Origin of the sequence: Pararhizobium sp. PWRC1-1, assembly GCF_049897905.1 — a bacterium.
GTDB lineage: Bacteria > Pseudomonadota > Alphaproteobacteria > Rhizobiales > Rhizobiaceae > Pararhizobium.
Genome location: NZ_JAFCXE010000001.1, coordinates 167,450 through 182,544 on the forward strand (window position 1 = coordinate 167,450; position 15,095 = coordinate 182,544).

12 protein-coding genes are annotated in these 15,095 nt (G+C 59.5%); 4 read left to right on the plus strand and 8 right to left on the minus strand.

Annotated features, from left to right (window positions below; all coding sequences use genetic code 11):
* Positions 1-21 precede the first annotated feature (21 nt).
* A complete protein-coding gene (locus ACP7E0_RS00845; RefSeq protein WP_426122348.1) occupies positions 22-1,533 on the minus strand; it encodes a hypothetical protein in 1,512 nt (503 codons plus the stop codon).
* Positions 1,534-1,648: 115 nt separating this feature from the next.
* Positions 1,649-2,752: a redox-regulated ATPase YchF gene (ychF, locus tag ACP7E0_RS00850; RefSeq protein ID WP_426122350.1), complete on the minus strand. Its 1,104-nt coding sequence runs from the start codon at positions 2,750-2,752 to the stop codon at positions 1,649-1,651.
* Positions 2,753-2,941: 189 nt separating this feature from the next.
* Here ychF and clpS point away from each other — a divergent pair, with 189 nt between their 5' ends.
* Positions 2,942-3,253, plus strand: coding sequence for an ATP-dependent Clp protease adapter ClpS (gene clpS / locus ACP7E0_RS00855; RefSeq protein WP_426122352.1), 312 nt, complete (start codon positions 2,942-2,944; stop codon positions 3,251-3,253).
* Positions 3,254-3,273: 20 nt separating this feature from the next.
* Here clpS and ACP7E0_RS00860 read toward each other — a convergent pair whose 3' ends face one another.
* The 5 genes from ACP7E0_RS00860 to ACP7E0_RS00880 form a co-directional block, all read right to left on the minus strand.
* Positions 3,274-3,735, minus strand: coding sequence for a GNAT family N-acetyltransferase (locus ACP7E0_RS00860; protein ID WP_426122353.1), 462 nt, complete (start codon positions 3,733-3,735; stop codon positions 3,274-3,276).
* Between the two features lie 4 nt (positions 3,736-3,739).
* On the minus strand, positions 3,740-4,453 hold the full coding sequence (gene pth / locus ACP7E0_RS00865) for an aminoacyl-tRNA hydrolase (protein WP_426122355.1): 714 nt from the start codon (positions 4,451-4,453) through the stop codon (positions 3,740-3,742).
* A 138-nt stretch (positions 4,454-4,591) separates the two neighbouring features.
* A complete protein-coding gene (locus ACP7E0_RS00870; RefSeq protein WP_426122356.1) occupies positions 4,592-5,323 on the minus strand; it encodes a substrate-binding periplasmic protein in 732 nt (243 codons plus the stop codon).
* 22 nt (positions 5,324-5,345) lie between these two features.
* Positions 5,346-7,727, minus strand: coding sequence for an EAL domain-containing protein (locus tag ACP7E0_RS00875; RefSeq protein WP_426122358.1), 2,382 nt, complete (start codon positions 7,725-7,727; stop codon positions 5,346-5,348).
* A 240-nt stretch (positions 7,728-7,967) separates the two neighbouring features.
* The gene (locus ACP7E0_RS00880; protein WP_113312831.1) at positions 7,968-8,573 is read right to left on the minus strand and encodes a 50S ribosomal protein L25/general stress protein Ctc; all 606 of its coding nucleotides are present in this window, start codon (positions 8,571-8,573) and stop codon (positions 7,968-7,970) included.
* Positions 8,574-8,915: 342 nt separating this feature from the next.
* Between ACP7E0_RS00880 and ACP7E0_RS00885 the strand changes: the two genes are divergently transcribed.
* Positions 8,916-11,012 carry a putative bifunctional diguanylate cyclase/phosphodiesterase gene (locus ACP7E0_RS00885; RefSeq protein ID WP_426122359.1) on the plus strand — a complete coding sequence of 699 codons (2,097 nt, stop codon included), beginning with the start codon at positions 8,916-8,918 and terminating at the stop codon, positions 11,010-11,012.
* Positions 11,013-11,019: 7 nt separating this feature from the next.
* Here the strand turns inward: ACP7E0_RS00885 and ACP7E0_RS00890 are convergent, their stop codons facing one another.
* A complete protein-coding gene (locus tag ACP7E0_RS00890; protein ID WP_426122360.1) occupies positions 11,020-12,204 on the minus strand; it encodes a benzoate/H(+) symporter BenE family transporter in 1,185 nt (394 codons plus the stop codon).
* 200 nt (positions 12,205-12,404) lie between these two features.
* Here ACP7E0_RS00890 and ACP7E0_RS00895 point away from each other — a divergent pair, with 200 nt between their 5' ends.
* Positions 12,405-13,352, plus strand: a complete 948-nt coding sequence (locus tag ACP7E0_RS00895) for a sigma-54-dependent Fis family transcriptional regulator (protein ID WP_113318512.1) — start codon at positions 12,405-12,407, stop codon at positions 13,350-13,352.
* A gap of 179 nt (positions 13,353-13,531) precedes the next feature.
* Positions 13,532-15,040, plus strand: coding sequence for an aldehyde dehydrogenase (gene adh / locus ACP7E0_RS00900; RefSeq protein ID WP_426122361.1), 1,509 nt, complete (start codon positions 13,532-13,534; stop codon positions 15,038-15,040).
* Positions 15,041-15,095: the final 55 nt, after the last annotated feature.

The window sequence follows — 15,095 nt, forward strand, 5'->3', positions numbered from 1 at the left end:
GAATGTGCCAGCGCAGCCGGATCAAGGCTGGAAGGGCAAGTCCTGGCCGTTGATCTTCACCTTCTTGTTCTCGTCGACAACGATGTTCCACATGTCGCGGCCATCGGGCGCCTGTTTGGCGAAGCCCTTGACCATCAACAGCATGAAGGCGGCCTGGCCGAATTCCGGCACAGTGGCGGCATTTTTCTGCAGATAGGAAACCGTCTTGTCGAAATCCTTAGCATAGAGGGTAATGTCTGTGTTCTGGCGGCCCTGCTGCTGGGGATAGACGGTTGTCGTGCCCGACAGGCTGAAGTCGTAGACGGCGGAGCGGGCGGAAACCTCATCATACTTGATCGTCATGGCACCACCCGGCAGGAAGATGCGACCGGCTTCGGCGGATTGCTCGTCGGTCAGCGGCTTGTCGGTCTCGAAATTGGCGTGATCGATGAGATAGGTGATGCCGCTGGCCAGATTGAGGTTTTCCAGCGAAATACGGGTGGTCACGGTTTCGGGAAGCGCCGAAGCAAAGGCATCCGGAACCAGGCCCGGCGGCAGCGACGGCTTATCGATGGTGACGCCGAAGCCGACTTTCGCGTCATCCTTCAGGCCGTTGGTATCGATGGTGTAGCGCAGGGTTTCGGCGCCATAGGTGCCAGTCGGGGTAGCGACCTTGAGATTGGCAACCTCGATCGATTCCAAAAGGTTTTCAAACATCGGCAGGTTGACCCGCACCAGAGCCTTGAGGCGGACTTGCTCGGTCGGCAGCAGCTTTTCCTTCTTCACATTGTCGAGGATGAAGAAAAACAGATCCTGCACCGGCCGATAGGTGAGCCCGTTGAAAGCGACATCCGCCGTCACGCTGTCGGCGGATATATCCACCTTCATCTTGGCAGGGTCGATGATCGTTTCGGTAAAGCCGTTCATCGCCATGTGGGAGCGGATATCGATGGTCTGCGGCGTCGCCCGCGTCGTATTCATCGTCGATGTCATCGATCCGAACCGCGCCTCGACCGATTGTTGCGGCGACGTCGAGGTCATGGAAATACCGCCGGCCGACATGTCGGCGGATTTGAAATAGAGCAGATCGGGATCGACAATGCCTTCGGCCCGCATCGCGTCGATCTTGTAGGTGAAATCGGTCTTTTCGGTTCCGGCGGTGAACTGTCCCTTCACATCGAGATCGGCTGCCTGGGAGAAGTGCCAGAGCCCGTCTTCCATCGGCCGGATCAGCGACAGAAACGGCTTTAGGCCTGAAATGCTGAAGGTCTTTGGATCAACGTCCTTCAGGAGCACGGTTGGATCGAACGTCACCTCGTAGTCGTCGGTGCCGGGCCGGACCTTGATGAGGCCAGATTTTGCCAGGGTCTCCGGCAGGTAGGCGGTGAATTTCTGCTCAAGTTCCTGCGCGCCCTGATGGCTGATATCCGCAGCCTGCACCGATTGGGTGACGAGGGCGGTTGAAAGCAGAAGGGCAGGGATCAGGCGCATCGAAAACTCCTCAAGTGATTGCGAGGCAAACATATAGCCGAACGGCCGAAGGGCAAGCGCCATGGCCGCCGCAAAACACCAAAGACGACAACGCCGTTCGCTAAAGTTAACGAACGGCGTTGTCGTGTCTTGAATTGCCTGTCGCACGTGCAGCCGTTTGGCTGGCTGGATGTTCCGTTTAGGTGTTGAAACGGAAGTGGATGACGTCGCCGTCCTGGACGACATATTCCTTGCCTTCGTCGCGCGCCTTGCCGGCTTCCTTGGCGCCGCTTTCGCCGCCGAAAGCGATATAATCGTCATAGGCGATGGTGAAGGCGCGGATGAAGCCGCGTTCGAAATCGGTGTGGATGACGCCGGCTGCAGCCGGTGCCTTGGTGCCGCGCGGAATGGTCCAGGCGCGGGTTTCCTTGGGGCCGACGGTGAAATAGGTGATCAGGTCGAGCAGCTTGTAGCCGGCACGGATCAGCTGGTCGAGACCGGCTTCGTGCAGGCCGAGCGCTTCCAGGAATTCCCTGGCTTCTTCTTCCGGCAACTGCGCAACTTCGGATTCGATCGCAGCCGAGATGACCACGGTTTCGGCGCCCTGCGCCTTGGCCATTTCTTCAACGGCCTTGGTGTGGGCATTGCCGGACACGGCATCGGCCTCGGCGACGTTGCAAACATAGAGAACCGGATGGGCGGTCAGCAGATTGAGGCTCTGCAGCAGCAGCTTTTCTTCCGCATCCAGTGTCGGCAAAAGCGTGCGCACCGGCTTGCCCTCCTGAAGCAGCTTCAAGGCGGCATCCATGACCGGCAGCAGCGTGACCGATTCCTTGTCCTTGGAAGCGGCGCGCTTGCGTGTCTGCTCTGTGCGGCGCTCCAGGCTTTCCAGATCGGCGAGCATCAGCTCGGTTTCGATCGTCTCGGCGTCGCCGACCGGATTGATGCGGCCTTCGACATGGGTGATGTCGTCGTCTTCAAAGCAGCGCAGCACATGCACGGTCGCATCGACTTCGCGGATATTGGCGAGGAACTTGTTGCCGAGGCCTTCACCCTTCGACGCACCGCGCACGAGGCCGGCGATATCGACGAAGGAGATACGGGTCGGGATCAGTTCCTTGGACTTGGCGATATCGGCCAGCTTGCGCATGCGCGGATCGGGCACGGCCACTTCGCCGGTGTTCGGCTCGATGGTGCAGAACGGATAGTTCGCGGCCTGCGCCTGCGCCGTCTTGGTCAGCGCGTTGAAGAGAGTGGACTTGCCGACATTCGGCAGTCCGACGATACCGCATTTGAAACCCATGGTCTTGAAACCTGTCCGATCGAATTCTGTTGCTGTGCCTTTTGCGGAAACTTGCGCCGAGGTCAAGTCTCAGACCGGCTTTGCGGCCTTTATAGGGGAGATGGCGCCCGAGTGCATCTTGTTTGAAGCCCGTTTGCGATGCACAATAGCGGTTTCCACCACTCCCTGTGATCAAAGGGCGGATTTCCGATGGCGGACAACGACACCAGTCTCAAACCTAAAACGACAACCAAGCCGAAGCTGGAAAGGCCGAAGCTCTACAAGGTCATTCTGATCAACGACGACTACACACCGCGCGAATTCGTCATCATGGTGCTGAAGGCGGTGTTCCACATGAGCGAGGAGACCGGCTACCGGATCATGATGACCGCCCACAAGCTGGGCGTCTGCGTTATCGTCGTTTGCGCCAGGGATATTGCCGAAAGCAAGGCCAAGGAGGCGACCGACTTCGGCAAGGAGGCGGGCTTTCCGCTGATGTTCACGACGGAGCCGGAGGAATAGGCAGGAGCTCTTCTGTAGCGTCAAACCCCGGGCGGACGCCTGATCTGAAATCCGGTCTTGTTCTGCGTGAACCCGCATCCCTCATAGAATTTCAGCGTCGCCTGGTCCTTTGACCCGGTCAGGAGCATGACCTTGTAGCAACCATGTTGCCAGGCCGATGCGAATGCGTGCCGCATCAAGGCTCTCGCATGGCCACGCTTGCGGTATCCTGCGTGGGTGACGACATTCTCGATCAGCGCATAGGGCGTGCCGCCCCGGGTGAGGTTCGGAACCACCACCAGCGTCACAGACGCGGTCAACACTTCGCCGGAGAGGCCTATCAGCACCGTCATGCCGGGATGGGCGGTGATCTCGGCAAAACGGTCGGCTGCGATATCCGGCGCAATATCCGGATCGTCCGCGTTGAGGTGGCGGTAGAGTAAAAGCAGGGCCGGAAGGTCGCCTTGTGCAGCAGGGCGGATGCGAAAATCGTCAGCCAGCACGGGGCTATTCGTCCTTGTTGCCGAACAGCTTCTTCAGCATGTCGGCCATCGGCCCGGTTGTCGGCAGGATCTTTGGCTGGGCGCTGTTGCGGGCCTGGCGGATATGGGATTTTCCAGCCGGTTTCGCGGGTGCGGCTTCGGGCTCCGGCTTGCCGCTGGTTGCCAGCGTCAGCTTGTTGAGAAATTGCGAATCCTCGGCCTTTGTCAGCATCTCGGCATTATCGGCGAGCGCGTCCAAAAGCGGCTCCAGCCAGACCTTGTCGGCCTTGGCGAAATCGCCGAGCACGTGGTTATGCACTTTTTCCTTGGAGCCGGGATGACCGATGCCGAGCCGCAGGCGGCGGTATTCCCGGCCGCAATGGCCGTCGAGCGACTTGATGCCGTTATGCCCGCCATGGCCGCCGCCGGTCTTGATCCGCGCCTTGCCCTGGATGAGATCAAGTTCGTCGTAGATCGCCAGAATGTCCTTCGGCTCCAGCTTGTAGAAGCGCATGGCTTCGCCGACTGCCTCGCCCGACAGGTTCATGAAGGTCTGCGGCTTCATCAAAAGCACGCGTTCGCCGCCGACCTCGCCTTCCGAAATCAGCGACTTGAACTTCTTCGACCATGGCGAGAAGCTGTGGCGCCGCTGGATCGCGTCGACGGCCATGAAGCCGATGTTGTGGCGGTTGCCGGCATATTCGGAGCCGGGATTACCAAGACCTGCGAAAATCAGCATGGATATATCTCTAACAGTCGGACAGATCTGTCTTGCACCGCGTTGGCGAGCGGATGTCAACCGTGTGCAGTCGCGAGGGCCCTTTTTATGGTCTGGCTATACTCGTATCCGGCTCGCGGGCAAACCGGATGGGAGAGGTCAGCGATTCAAGCGTATTCCATATTTGGCGAAAATCCGGTCCTGCGTGCCATCGGCGATGAGCCTTTCGAGCTGCGCCTGCATCTTTTCCACCACGGCATCCGGCAGACTGAGGTTGCAGGCGAAACCATAGAGCTTGCCCTCGAGGGTGAGGGCGGGTTCAATCGCCGTGCCCTGATCGCGCATCGCCTCGAATGTCTTTTCGGAAGTCACCATCAAGTCGATGCGCCCGACGAGCAGCTTCTTCAGTGTCGTTTCCATATCGGCGGCGAGATCGATCTTGGGAAAAGCGTGGTTTTGGAGATAGGTGCCGGAAAAATCCCCACGCTGCGTCCCCACCGTGAAGCGCTTGGCTTCTTCAATAGTGGCCGGATTGACGCCCGAACTCGTCTTGCGCAGCATGACCATGCGATCGACGAGCAGCGGCTCGACCCATTTGAAGCGTTTGTCCCGCTCATCGTCATGCCCTGTCGTGAAGACGCAGGTCCAGGGTTCATTTTCCGCACGTGACACCGCCCGCGCCCACGGGAGGATTTCCAGTGCATAGGGGGTGTCGAGGGCCTTCATGATCAGTTCGGCCTGCTCCACGGCAGCACCGCTGATGACCCCATTTTTGCTGAAATTGTAGGGAGGATATTCCTCCGTCAGCAGTTTCAGCGTCTGCGCGATCGCCGTGCCCGACACAGCCGTGGCTGATAGAAGGAGAGCGAGTGCGAACGCGACGTGTCTCATACCCGTTCTCCTTTAATGATCGTCATGCAAGGCTGGTTGCCTTTGCTTCTGATTCCATTTCCAGCATCAGCAGCATGTTTTCGATCGGCATCGGCCGGCTGAAGAGATAGCCCTGGCCATAGTCGAGACCCAGCTTGCGCAGCAGTTCCCACTGTTCCTTGGTCTCGATGCCTTCAGCAACCACGGTACAGCCCATCTGATGCGAGATCGTCCGGATGCCCTTGATCAGCATGCGGCTCTTTCGGCGGACGTCTGCAGTTCCGGTCGTCAGAGACCGCGTGAAGGACTGATCGACCTTGACGATATCGACCGGGAACCGGTTGAGATAGCTGAGCGAGGAATAACCGGTACCGAAATCGTCGAGCGCGATGCGGCAGCCGAATTCGCTGAGCTGCTTCAAGACGGCATGAATATCGGGATTGTCGGCCATCAGCACCGCTTCGGTGATCTCGATGACGATGCGGGCTGGCGAGATATGGTGTTTGAGCAGCAGTGCTGCCAGCTTGTGCGGCAACGTCTCTTCGAACTGGAGCGGCGAGAAATTGACCGCGAGGTAGGTGGTCTCTGTCCCCTCCATCCGCGTCAGCCGGGCAAGGTGGCTGATCGCCTTTTCCAGCACCCGCTCGCCGATGCGGGCGATTGTACCGGTTTCCTCGGCAATGCCGATGATCTTGGCGGGCGGCAGGATGCCCTTTTCCGGATGGTTCAGGCGCATCAGCGCCTCGAACCCGGCAATGCGGCCATCGCTGAGGCTGACGATCGGCTGCAGATAGGCTTCGAACCAGTCTTCCTTGAGGCCGGCTTCGATGTTCTGTTCCATCTCGTGGCGTTCGCGGGCGATGTCGAGCATGCTGGTATCGAAGAGCAGCATGCCGTTCTTGCCATCGCGCTTGCGCGCATACATGGCCATGTCGGATTTCAAGAGCAGTTCTGCCGCGTTTACCGCGTGGTTGGGATACAGTGCGATGCCGACGCTGGCGCTCACCGAAAGCTCAGCACCTTCGACGAGGATCGGCTGACGCAGGCTGGCGCAGATGCGGTCGCCGATCTCGCTTGCCAGAGCCTCGACATCCTCGGCGCTGACGAGGATGGCAAATTCGTCGCCGCCGAGCCGTGACATCGTATCTCCCGGGCGAAGGGTGGTGCGGATGCGGGCAACCACCTGGCGCAATACTTCGTCGCCGGCTGCATGGCCGAAATTATCGTTGATCCATTTGAAGCGGTCGAGATCGATGAAGATACAGGCGAGCTGCATCGTGTTTTCGTCGGCCTGGCGGATGCCCTCATCGAGGGCCGCTTCGAAACCCTGGCGGTTGAGAAGACCTGTCAGGTGGTCGGTGATCGCCTGCGCATGGTTGCGGCTTTCGGCCTGTTTCAGTTCCGTGACGTCGGTCATGACAGACAGGGACAGACCGCCACGCTCGCCGCTGGCCGCACTTTTCATTTCAAGGATGAGGACAGTCATCGTGTCACCATTCGCCTTGATGAACGGCACAGTGACTTCACAGATATTGGCATGGGTGGTGTTGCCGTTGCGGCGGCGTGCCCGGTAGGTTTCGTGCCAATGTTCATCGACGAAATCGGTAAAAACACGTCCGATAACATCGCTGCGGGCATAGCCCGTGGCCGTCAGCCAGTAGTCGCTGACGGCGGTGAGGCAATTGGCCGGATCAAGCGAAAACAGCATGGAGGGGGTGAGGTTGTAGATGTCAGTTGCCCGGCTATGGGCGAGCTTCAGTTCGGTTTCCTCACACTCCAGCTTGCTCTGCATCTCGTTGAAATTATGTGCCAGGGCTCCCATCTCGTCGTCCGATGTCCAGTCGACATGGTGGCGTGAACCGAGCCGCCTTGTGGCTTCGATTGCTGCCGTCAACCGCATCAGCGGCCGGATGACGGTCAGGCGGTTGCCGAGGATGGCCGCGGCAAAGACAATACCGACGGCGACGATCAGGATGAAGAATATGCTTAGCTCATCCTTGCTGAAGCGCGACAGGAGGCCGGGCGTGGACACCCATATCTCCAGCGTGCCGACAGATCTTTGGCCGTCCTTCGAATTATAAAGGATTTCCTTGGTGAGGACCTTGTGCGGCAGGCTGGCATCCACTGGGCCAGCGGGAAGAGTGACGGAGATCGATTGTGAACTGTCCTTGACCTGCACGGACATGATCGCCGCATCGCCGATCAGCGATTTTGCGATTTGCTCGACACCGTCCGTGTCGAAATCCCAGAGGGGCTTGGCAAGCGCCTGAGCACCTGCCTCCATGAGAACCTGCGTGTTCTGCAAGCTTTCACGCGCAACGCGCTCTGACGACAGGGTCAGAAACAACACGATCAGCGGAGCGATAAAGACAAGCATCGCACCACAAACGATCGCAATAAAACGATTTTCAACAGAGTGCATCATTGGATGCACCCGGTCGCGTTACCAATCTTACGTCCCATTAGGATTCTCGTACACTGAAGCCGGAAAAATCCCCCAGCGACAACACATCATGAAAATCTTAAATGTTGCTGAAACCTCAGGATAAAAGCTGAAGGCGTGGTTCAACCATGCTGGAAAAGTAGGGCGTGCACCGCGCAACAAAAAACCCGCCTCACGCGGTGTGAGACGGGTTCACAATCCAGGCCGTCAGGCCTCGATTTTTTATTCGGAAGCTGTTTCTTCTTCTTCCGTCGTGCCGCCAGCAGGCTGGGCGATGGTAGCGATCGTGAAGTCGCGATCGCCGATAACCGGCGTTGCGTTCTTCGGCAGCTTGATGTTCGAGATGTGGATGCCGTCGCCGATCTTGAGGCCGGACAGGTCAGCCGTCAGGAATTCCGGAATGTCGTCGGCCGGAACAACCAGTTCGACTTCGTGACGAACGATGTTCAGAACGCCGCCGATCTTGAGGCCCGGGGACTTTTCTTCGTTGACGAAGTGAACCGGGATTTCCACGGTGACGACGCTGTCCTTCGAAACGCGAAGGAAATCGACGTGCATGGTGAAGTCACGGACCGGATCCAGCTGGTAGTCCTTCGGCAGGACGCGGATCTTCTCGCCGCCAACGTCGATCGTGGCGATGGTGGTCATGAAACCACCGGCGTGAATCTTCTGGGTGACTTCCTTCGTGGAGAGGGCGATGGAAATCGGTGTCTGCTTGTCACCATAGATGACTGCAGGAATAAGACCGTTGCGGCGAAGTTCACGGGAGGACCCCTTACCAACCCGTTCGCGCGTTTCGGCCTTGAGCTCGTAGGATGCATGGCTCATGGTCGTACCTTTCTGGTGTTTTTGGAGAGCTCATCCGCTTGATCTATAAAGACAGGATGAACTGAGACGTTTGACCGTCTCATCCGCGTTTGCCTCCAAGGGTGTCTGCGCGGACGCGCGTCCATAGCCGACAACGCCCGGAATTGCAAGCAAAGGCCTGTTTTTCGACAAAATCCCGGTTTTGCCGAAAAACCCGCTTGGAGGTGGCGCTGCAACCATACCTGCACGCAGTGCGTGATATCTTTCAGAGCTTGATAACCGTCAAATCACGGAATGCCAACGGCGTTAATCTCTCTTAGTTGTTGCATGGCACATTGCGCCCACGTTCAAAACAGGTGTTTCATGCTCAAGGTTCTTTCCTGCATCGCCACAGATCATCACTACGGTTTGCTGTCGCTTGCAACTCTCGTCTGTGTTCTCGGCTCCGTCCTGACCATGCGGCTCTATGCCCGCGTGAGGCGGACTGTCGGGATACAGAAGCTGAACTGGCTGTTCATGGGCGGGGTCATCGGCGGCTCGACGATCTGGACGACGCACTTCATCGCCATGCTGAGCTTCAGGCCGTCCCTCGAACATGCCTATGAACCGATCCTGACTTTGGCTTCCTTGGGTGCCGCGATCGGCATGACGATACTGGGCTTTTTCGTCACTTCCATGCGCAAGACCGGTCCTACCATCGAGCTTGGCGGCGCGATCGTCGGCGCCGGTATCGCCATCATGCACTATATGGGCATGATGGCTTACCAGATCGCCGGGCGGATGGAGTGGGACTTTACCTATTACGCAGCATCGATCATCCTGGGTGTCAGCTTCGGTGCTCTTGCCACCAGCCGGATTGCCCGCCCGGTCACCCGCTTTTGCAAATATGGTGCGGTCGTCGCGCTGATCCTGGCGATCGTCAGCATGCATTTCACCGGGATGGCTGCGGTCACGATCATTCCAGATCCGATGATCCAGCCCTCGGCGGCTCTCATCCCGGATAATCTGCTGATCGTCATGGTCATGGTGATGATGTGCCTGATGCTGGGCCTGGGCGCATCGACTTATGTCATTGACCTTCATTCCACCCAGGTGGCCGCCGAGCGTTTCCGTCACCTGTCGCTGCACGATCCGCTGACGGCCCTGCCGAACCGGGTTGCCTTCGGCGAGCATCTCGAAGACATCATCCGGCGGCAGAAGGACGATACGGCGCGTGTCGCTGTCCTGTCCTTCGATCTTGACCGCTTCAAGGATGTCAACGACGTGCATGGGCATGCGGCCGGTGATGCGGTGTTGCGGACGATTTCCGAGCGGATGGCTAAGGTTCTGGGGGAAGGGGAATATGTCGCGCGCATCGGCGGAGACGAGTTTGTTGCGCTGACCTCCAATTTCTTCATGAAAAGCGAGGCAAAGACCTTTGCAGCGCGGTTGATCGCCGAAATCGGCAAACCCGTCGAATGGCAGGGAAAGACGCTTCTGGTCGGCAGCAGCGTTGGTATCTCGCTCTTTCCCGTCGATGCACGCACGCCAGAAGAGCTTCTGGCGCAGGCGGATCTCGCCATGTACCGCGCCAAGGCGGCCGGCTCGAATTCAATCCGGCTCTATGAGCCTTCGATGGACGATGCCGCACGCAGCCGCAGCGTCCTTGCCATGGATATGCGCCAGGGGATCGAGCGCAACGAGTTCGAACTTTATTACCAGTACCAGAACAACTCGCTGACCCGTGACATCATCGGTTTTGAAGTTCTGTTGCGCTGGAAGCATCCGGTGCGCGGCATGGTGCCGCCGACGGAATTCATTCCGATCGCCGAGAAGAACGGCTTCATTCACGAACTCGGTGACTGGGTTCTATTGACGGCCTGCCAGCAGGCTGCGTCCTGGGAGAACCCGATCAAGATCGCCGTCAATGTCGCACCGGCCCAGCTGGCCGATACGAATTTCCCCAACCGCGTCAGCGAAATCCTGAAGGAGACCGGTCTCGACGCCGGCCGCCTTGAACTGGAAATCACCGAATCGGGCATCATCGCCGACCAGCAGCACGCGCTTCATATCATCCGGCAGCTGAAGCTGCTTGGCGTCAAGATCGCCATGGACGACTATGGAACCGGCTATTCATCGCTCTCGACCCTGCAGAACTTCCCGTTCGACAAGATCAAGATCGACCGCGCCTTCATCGATGGCGTCACCAACAACCGGCAGTCGGCTGCGATCGTCCGCTCGACCATCATCCTCGCCCAGAGCCTCGATATTCCCGTGCTGGCCGAAGGGGTGGAGAACGAGGAACATATGGATTTCCTGCGCAGCGAAGGCTGCCTGCAGGTGCAGGGATACCTGTTCGGACGGCCGATGCCGCTCAGCGAGATCGACCACGTGGTCAACAATACGCCGCTGCTGCTTCCAGCCCCGGCAAAGCCGGAAAACATCGTGCGCGACGAGGACGATCAGTCCGAAGCGGCCTGATCGATCTTCAGCGTTTGCGGGACTTGGTGAAGCGCGCGAGCGCGAGCATCAGCCCACCGGCCAGCAGTCCCCAGAAGGCTCCCGAGATACCGGCGAAACTGACGCCGGACGCTGTCACCAGAAATGTGACGGCCGTCGCCTCCCGGCCGTCGGGTTCCTTGAAGGCGGCCATGGCCGAACCGGCAAATGCGCCGATCAGGGCAAGGCCGGCAACCGCCTGAATCAGGATCGGCGGCGCCAGGCTGACAAAGGCTGTCACGGTTGCGGCGATCAGCCCGAAGACGATGTAACCGGCACCGGCGACAATGGCTGACCAGTAACGCCGGGCGGGATCATGATGCGCATCCTCGCCGGCGCACATCGCAGCGGTGATCGCTGCCAGATTGACCGCATGGCCGCCGAACGGGGCGCTCAGCATCGAGAACAGGCCTGTCGTTGCAAACAGCGGCCCCGGCTGTGGCTCATAACCGTTGACCTTCAAGACGGCGATGCCCGGAATGTTCTGCGAGGCCATGGTGACAATGAACAGCGGCAGTGCGATGCTGACGAGCCCGGCGACAGTAAACGCTGGGGTGACCCATTCGATATGTGGCACAAGCGTTGCCGAAAGCTGCGTCATAGCATCGGCTGGCATCTCGACCCCGAAGGCCAATACCAGGACGAACGCCAGAAGGGCAGCGGGCACCGCAAACAGCCGGTTGATGCTGCCAACGATCACCCAGGCGACAACGATAGGCAGGCCGAGCAGCGGATTGAAGGCGATGGCCTTGACCGGCGCAAAACACAGGCCGATCAGCACACCGGCGAGCATTGCATTGGCCAGCGCCGCCGGGATTGCGGCGACCGCTCGCCCCAGCGGTTTCCACAGTCCGGCAATGATGATCAGCGCCCCGCAGATCAGGAAGCCGCCGACTGCCGTATTGAACCCGCCGGCCACAGCACCCGAGCTTGCCAGCAGTGCTGCTCCCGGCGTCGACCAGGCAATGCTCACCGGCAGTCGCGTCGAAAGGCTGAGCACGATCGCACACACACCCATCGAGATCGACAGCGCCATCAGACCGGAAGCTGCCTGCGCCTCAGTTGCGCCGACGCCCGTCAGCCCATGCAGCACGACGGCAAAGGAGCTTGCAAAACCGACAAAGGCAGTGAGCAGGCCCATGAACAGGCTCTGAAGGGAGAAGTCACGAAACATTGTACGGGAACCATGGCTGTGGGACGGGCGCCTGACGGCAGATTCGCCTATCATATCGTCATGTTCGTGCAATACCATGTGCTTCGCGCGGCCATTAAATGGTGCGACTGCAGTTTTGTCTTTGACCTTTGCTCAACTGGACGTTTTACTGCCCTTGCCTGTATGATGAGGTTCGCGTCAGCCCTCAGGGAGGAGAGCCGATGAAACATTCGGATCACGTTCAAGCCGTTGCACATCACGTGTCGGCCGCAGCCAGTTCGCCCGTCGCGGCCTCCTGGCGCCGCTGCCTGACCGTGCATGGACTTTCTCCGGAGGATGCCCGCTCACCACTCAGGCTGTCGGAACAGGAGTTCCGGGCGGCGCGGGAAAAATCCGGGCATCTGATCGAGGAAGCGCAGGGCGAGTTGGACCGGCTGTTTTCGACGGTCGGCAAGGCAGGGTGCTGCCTGCTGTTGACCGATGAGAACGGAATTGCGCTCGAGCGCCGCGGCGCGCCTGGCGACGACCACGATTTTCGCGGGCTGGGCCTCTGGTCCGGAACGGTGTGGAGCGAGGCAAGCGTCGGCACCAACGGCATCGGTACGGCAATCGCCGACGAGCGCGCCGTCGTCATCCAGCGTGACCAGCATTTCCTCAGCTGCAACACGGGGCTTTCCTGCGTCACTGCGCCTATCCGCGATCATCTCGGACGGGTTGCCGCAGCGATCGATATCTCCACCTGCCGCGACGATGCCGGCGAAATGGCCATGCTGCTGTTGTCGCAGGCGGTTCGCGATGCGGCCGCCCGCATCGAGGCCAATCTGTTCCACCGCGCCTTCAACGGCGCGCGCATCCTGTTGGTGCCAGCCGACGGCAAGAGCAGCCCGGCGCTGATTGCCATCGACCGCGACGATCTCGTGCTCGGCGCAACCCGCGCCGCCCGACTCAAGCTTAATCTGGACGACCGGCGCATTGCCAATGGCATTCCTGCCGCCGATCTGTTGAACGAGACAGCGGTAGGGCAGGGCGAGGATCTTCTCGATGCGGAGCGCGCCGCTCTTCGTCGCGTCCTGTCGCGAGCGCACGGCAATGTGTCGCTGGCCGCCGATACGCTGGGGATCAGCCGGGCGACGCTCTACCGGAAGATGAAGAAACTCTCGGTCAATTGATGCGGCAGGCCTCGGCGCGGCGCCGTCTGCCGCGCTGCAGCATGTTTGCTGCAATTCACCTGTCGCACATCTGAAACACTTGGCGTCCCGCGCAAGCAGGCTGCCCCTACGCGTTCTGAACGTTCGGGCGCACCTTTCCTCCCAGCAGATGTTGGAGTCTGTTCAGGAGGAGAAATCACATGTTGCATCAAAAGATCGTCGAAAATCCGTTCAAGCAGAAGTACGGAAACTATATTGGTGGTGATTGGCGCGAGCCGGTCAGCGGCCGTTATTTCGACAACACGACACCGGTGACCGGCGGCGTGCTGTGCCAGATTGCCCGTTCCGAGGCTGCCGATGTCGAGCTGGCCCTGGATGCCGCCCATGCGGCCAAGGAAAAATGGGGCCGCACGTCCTCGACGGAGCGTGCCAACATCCTGATGAAGATTGCCCAGCGGATGGAAGACAATATCGAGCTTCTGGCCAAGGCCGAGACCTGGGACAATGGCAAGCCGCTGCGTGAAACCATGGCCGCCGACATGCCGCTCGCCATCGACCATTTCCGCTATTTCGCTTCTTGCGTCCGTGCCCAGGAAGGCTCGATCGGCGAGATCGACCACGATACGGTCGCCTATCACTTCCATGAGCCTCTCGGCGTCGTCGCCCAGATCATCCCGTGGAATTTTCCGATCCTGATGGCCGCCTGGAAGCTTGCACCGGCGCTCGCCGCCGGCAATTGCGTTATCCTGAAGCCAGCCGAACAGACACCGGCCTCGATCCTCGTCTGGATCGAGCTCGTCGGCGACCTGCTGCCACCCGGCGTTCTCAACATCGTCAACGGTTTCGGCCTTGAGGCCGGCAAGCCGCTGGCCACCAACCCGCGCATCAACAAAGTGGCCTTCACGGGGGAAACCTCAACTGGCCGTCTGATCATGCAATATGCCAGCCAGAACCTCATTCCGGTGACGCTGGAACTGGGCGGCAAGTCGCCGAACATCTTCTTCGAAGACGTCATGCGCGAGGACGACGACTATCTCGACAAGGCGCTGGAAGGCTTTGCGATGTTCGCGCTCAACCAGGGCGAGGTCTGCACATGCCCGAGCCGTGCGCTGATCCATGAAAAGATTTACGACCGATTCATGGAAAAGGCGATCAAGCGTGTCGCGGCTATCAAGCAGGGCAACCCGCTCGACATGTCGACGATGATCGGCGCCCAGGCTTCCAGCGAACAGCTGGAAAAGATCATGTCCTACATGGACATCGGCAAACAGGAAGGCGCCGAGGTGTTGATCGGCGGCGAGCGCAACAATCTGGAAGGCGAGCTTTCGGGTGGCTTCTACGTCAAGCCGACGGTGTTCAAGGGCCACAACAAGATGCGCGTCTTCCAGGAGGAAATCTTCGGGCCGGTCGTGTCCGTGACCACCTTCAAGACCGATGAAGAGGCACTCGAAATCGCCAACGACACGCTTTACGGCCTAGGTTCCGGCGTCTGGAGCCGCGATGCCAATCGCTGCTACAATTTCGGCCGCAATATCCAGGCCGGCCGCGTCTGGACCAATTGCTACCACGCCTATCCGGCTGGTGCTGCCTTTGGCGGCTACAAGCAGTCCGGCATCGGCCGCGAAACCCACAAGATGATGCTCGATCATTATCAGCAGACCAAGAACATGCTGGTGAGCTACAGCCCCAAGGCACTGGGTTTCTTTTGATCTGGCTTTACCTCCCCCTTGAGGGGGGAGGTCGCAGCGTAGCTGCGGGTAGGGG

What these genes read in the sequence shown, in the direction of transcription:
- ACP7E0_RS00845 (WP_426122348.1), bottom strand. Translation starts at nt 1,533, where the DNA reads ATGGCGCTTGCCCTTCGGCCGTTCGGCTATATGTTTGCCTCGCAATCA.
- ACP7E0_RS00895 (WP_113318512.1), top strand. Translation starts at nt 12,405, where the DNA reads ATGAAACATTCGGATCACGTTCAAGCCGTTGCACATCACGTGTCGGCC.
- ACP7E0_RS00880 (WP_113312831.1), bottom strand. Translation starts at nt 8,573, where the DNA reads ATGAGCCATGCATCCTACGAGCTCAAGGCCGAAACGCGCGAACGGGTT.
- ychF (WP_426122350.1), bottom strand. Translation starts at nt 2,752, where the DNA reads ATGGGTTTCAAATGCGGTATCGTCGGACTGCCGAATGTCGGCAAGTCC.
- ACP7E0_RS00870 (WP_426122356.1), bottom strand. Translation starts at nt 5,323, where the DNA reads ATGAGACACGTCGCGTTCGCACTCGCTCTCCTTCTATCAGCCACGGCT.
- ACP7E0_RS00885 (WP_426122359.1), top strand. Translation starts at nt 8,916, where the DNA reads ATGCTCAAGGTTCTTTCCTGCATCGCCACAGATCATCACTACGGTTTG.
- ACP7E0_RS00890 (WP_426122360.1), bottom strand. Translation starts at nt 12,204, where the DNA reads ATGTTTCGTGACTTCTCCCTTCAGAGCCTGTTCATGGGCCTGCTCACT.
- clpS (WP_426122352.1), top strand. Translation starts at nt 2,942, where the DNA reads ATGGCGGACAACGACACCAGTCTCAAACCTAAAACGACAACCAAGCCG.
- pth (WP_426122355.1), bottom strand. Translation starts at nt 4,453, where the DNA reads ATGCTGATTTTCGCAGGTCTTGGTAATCCCGGCTCCGAATATGCCGGC.
- adh (WP_426122361.1), top strand. Translation starts at nt 13,532, where the DNA reads ATGTTGCATCAAAAGATCGTCGAAAATCCGTTCAAGCAGAAGTACGGA.
- ACP7E0_RS00875 (WP_426122358.1), bottom strand. Translation starts at nt 7,727, where the DNA reads ATGATGCACTCTGTTGAAAATCGTTTTATTGCGATCGTTTGTGGTGCG.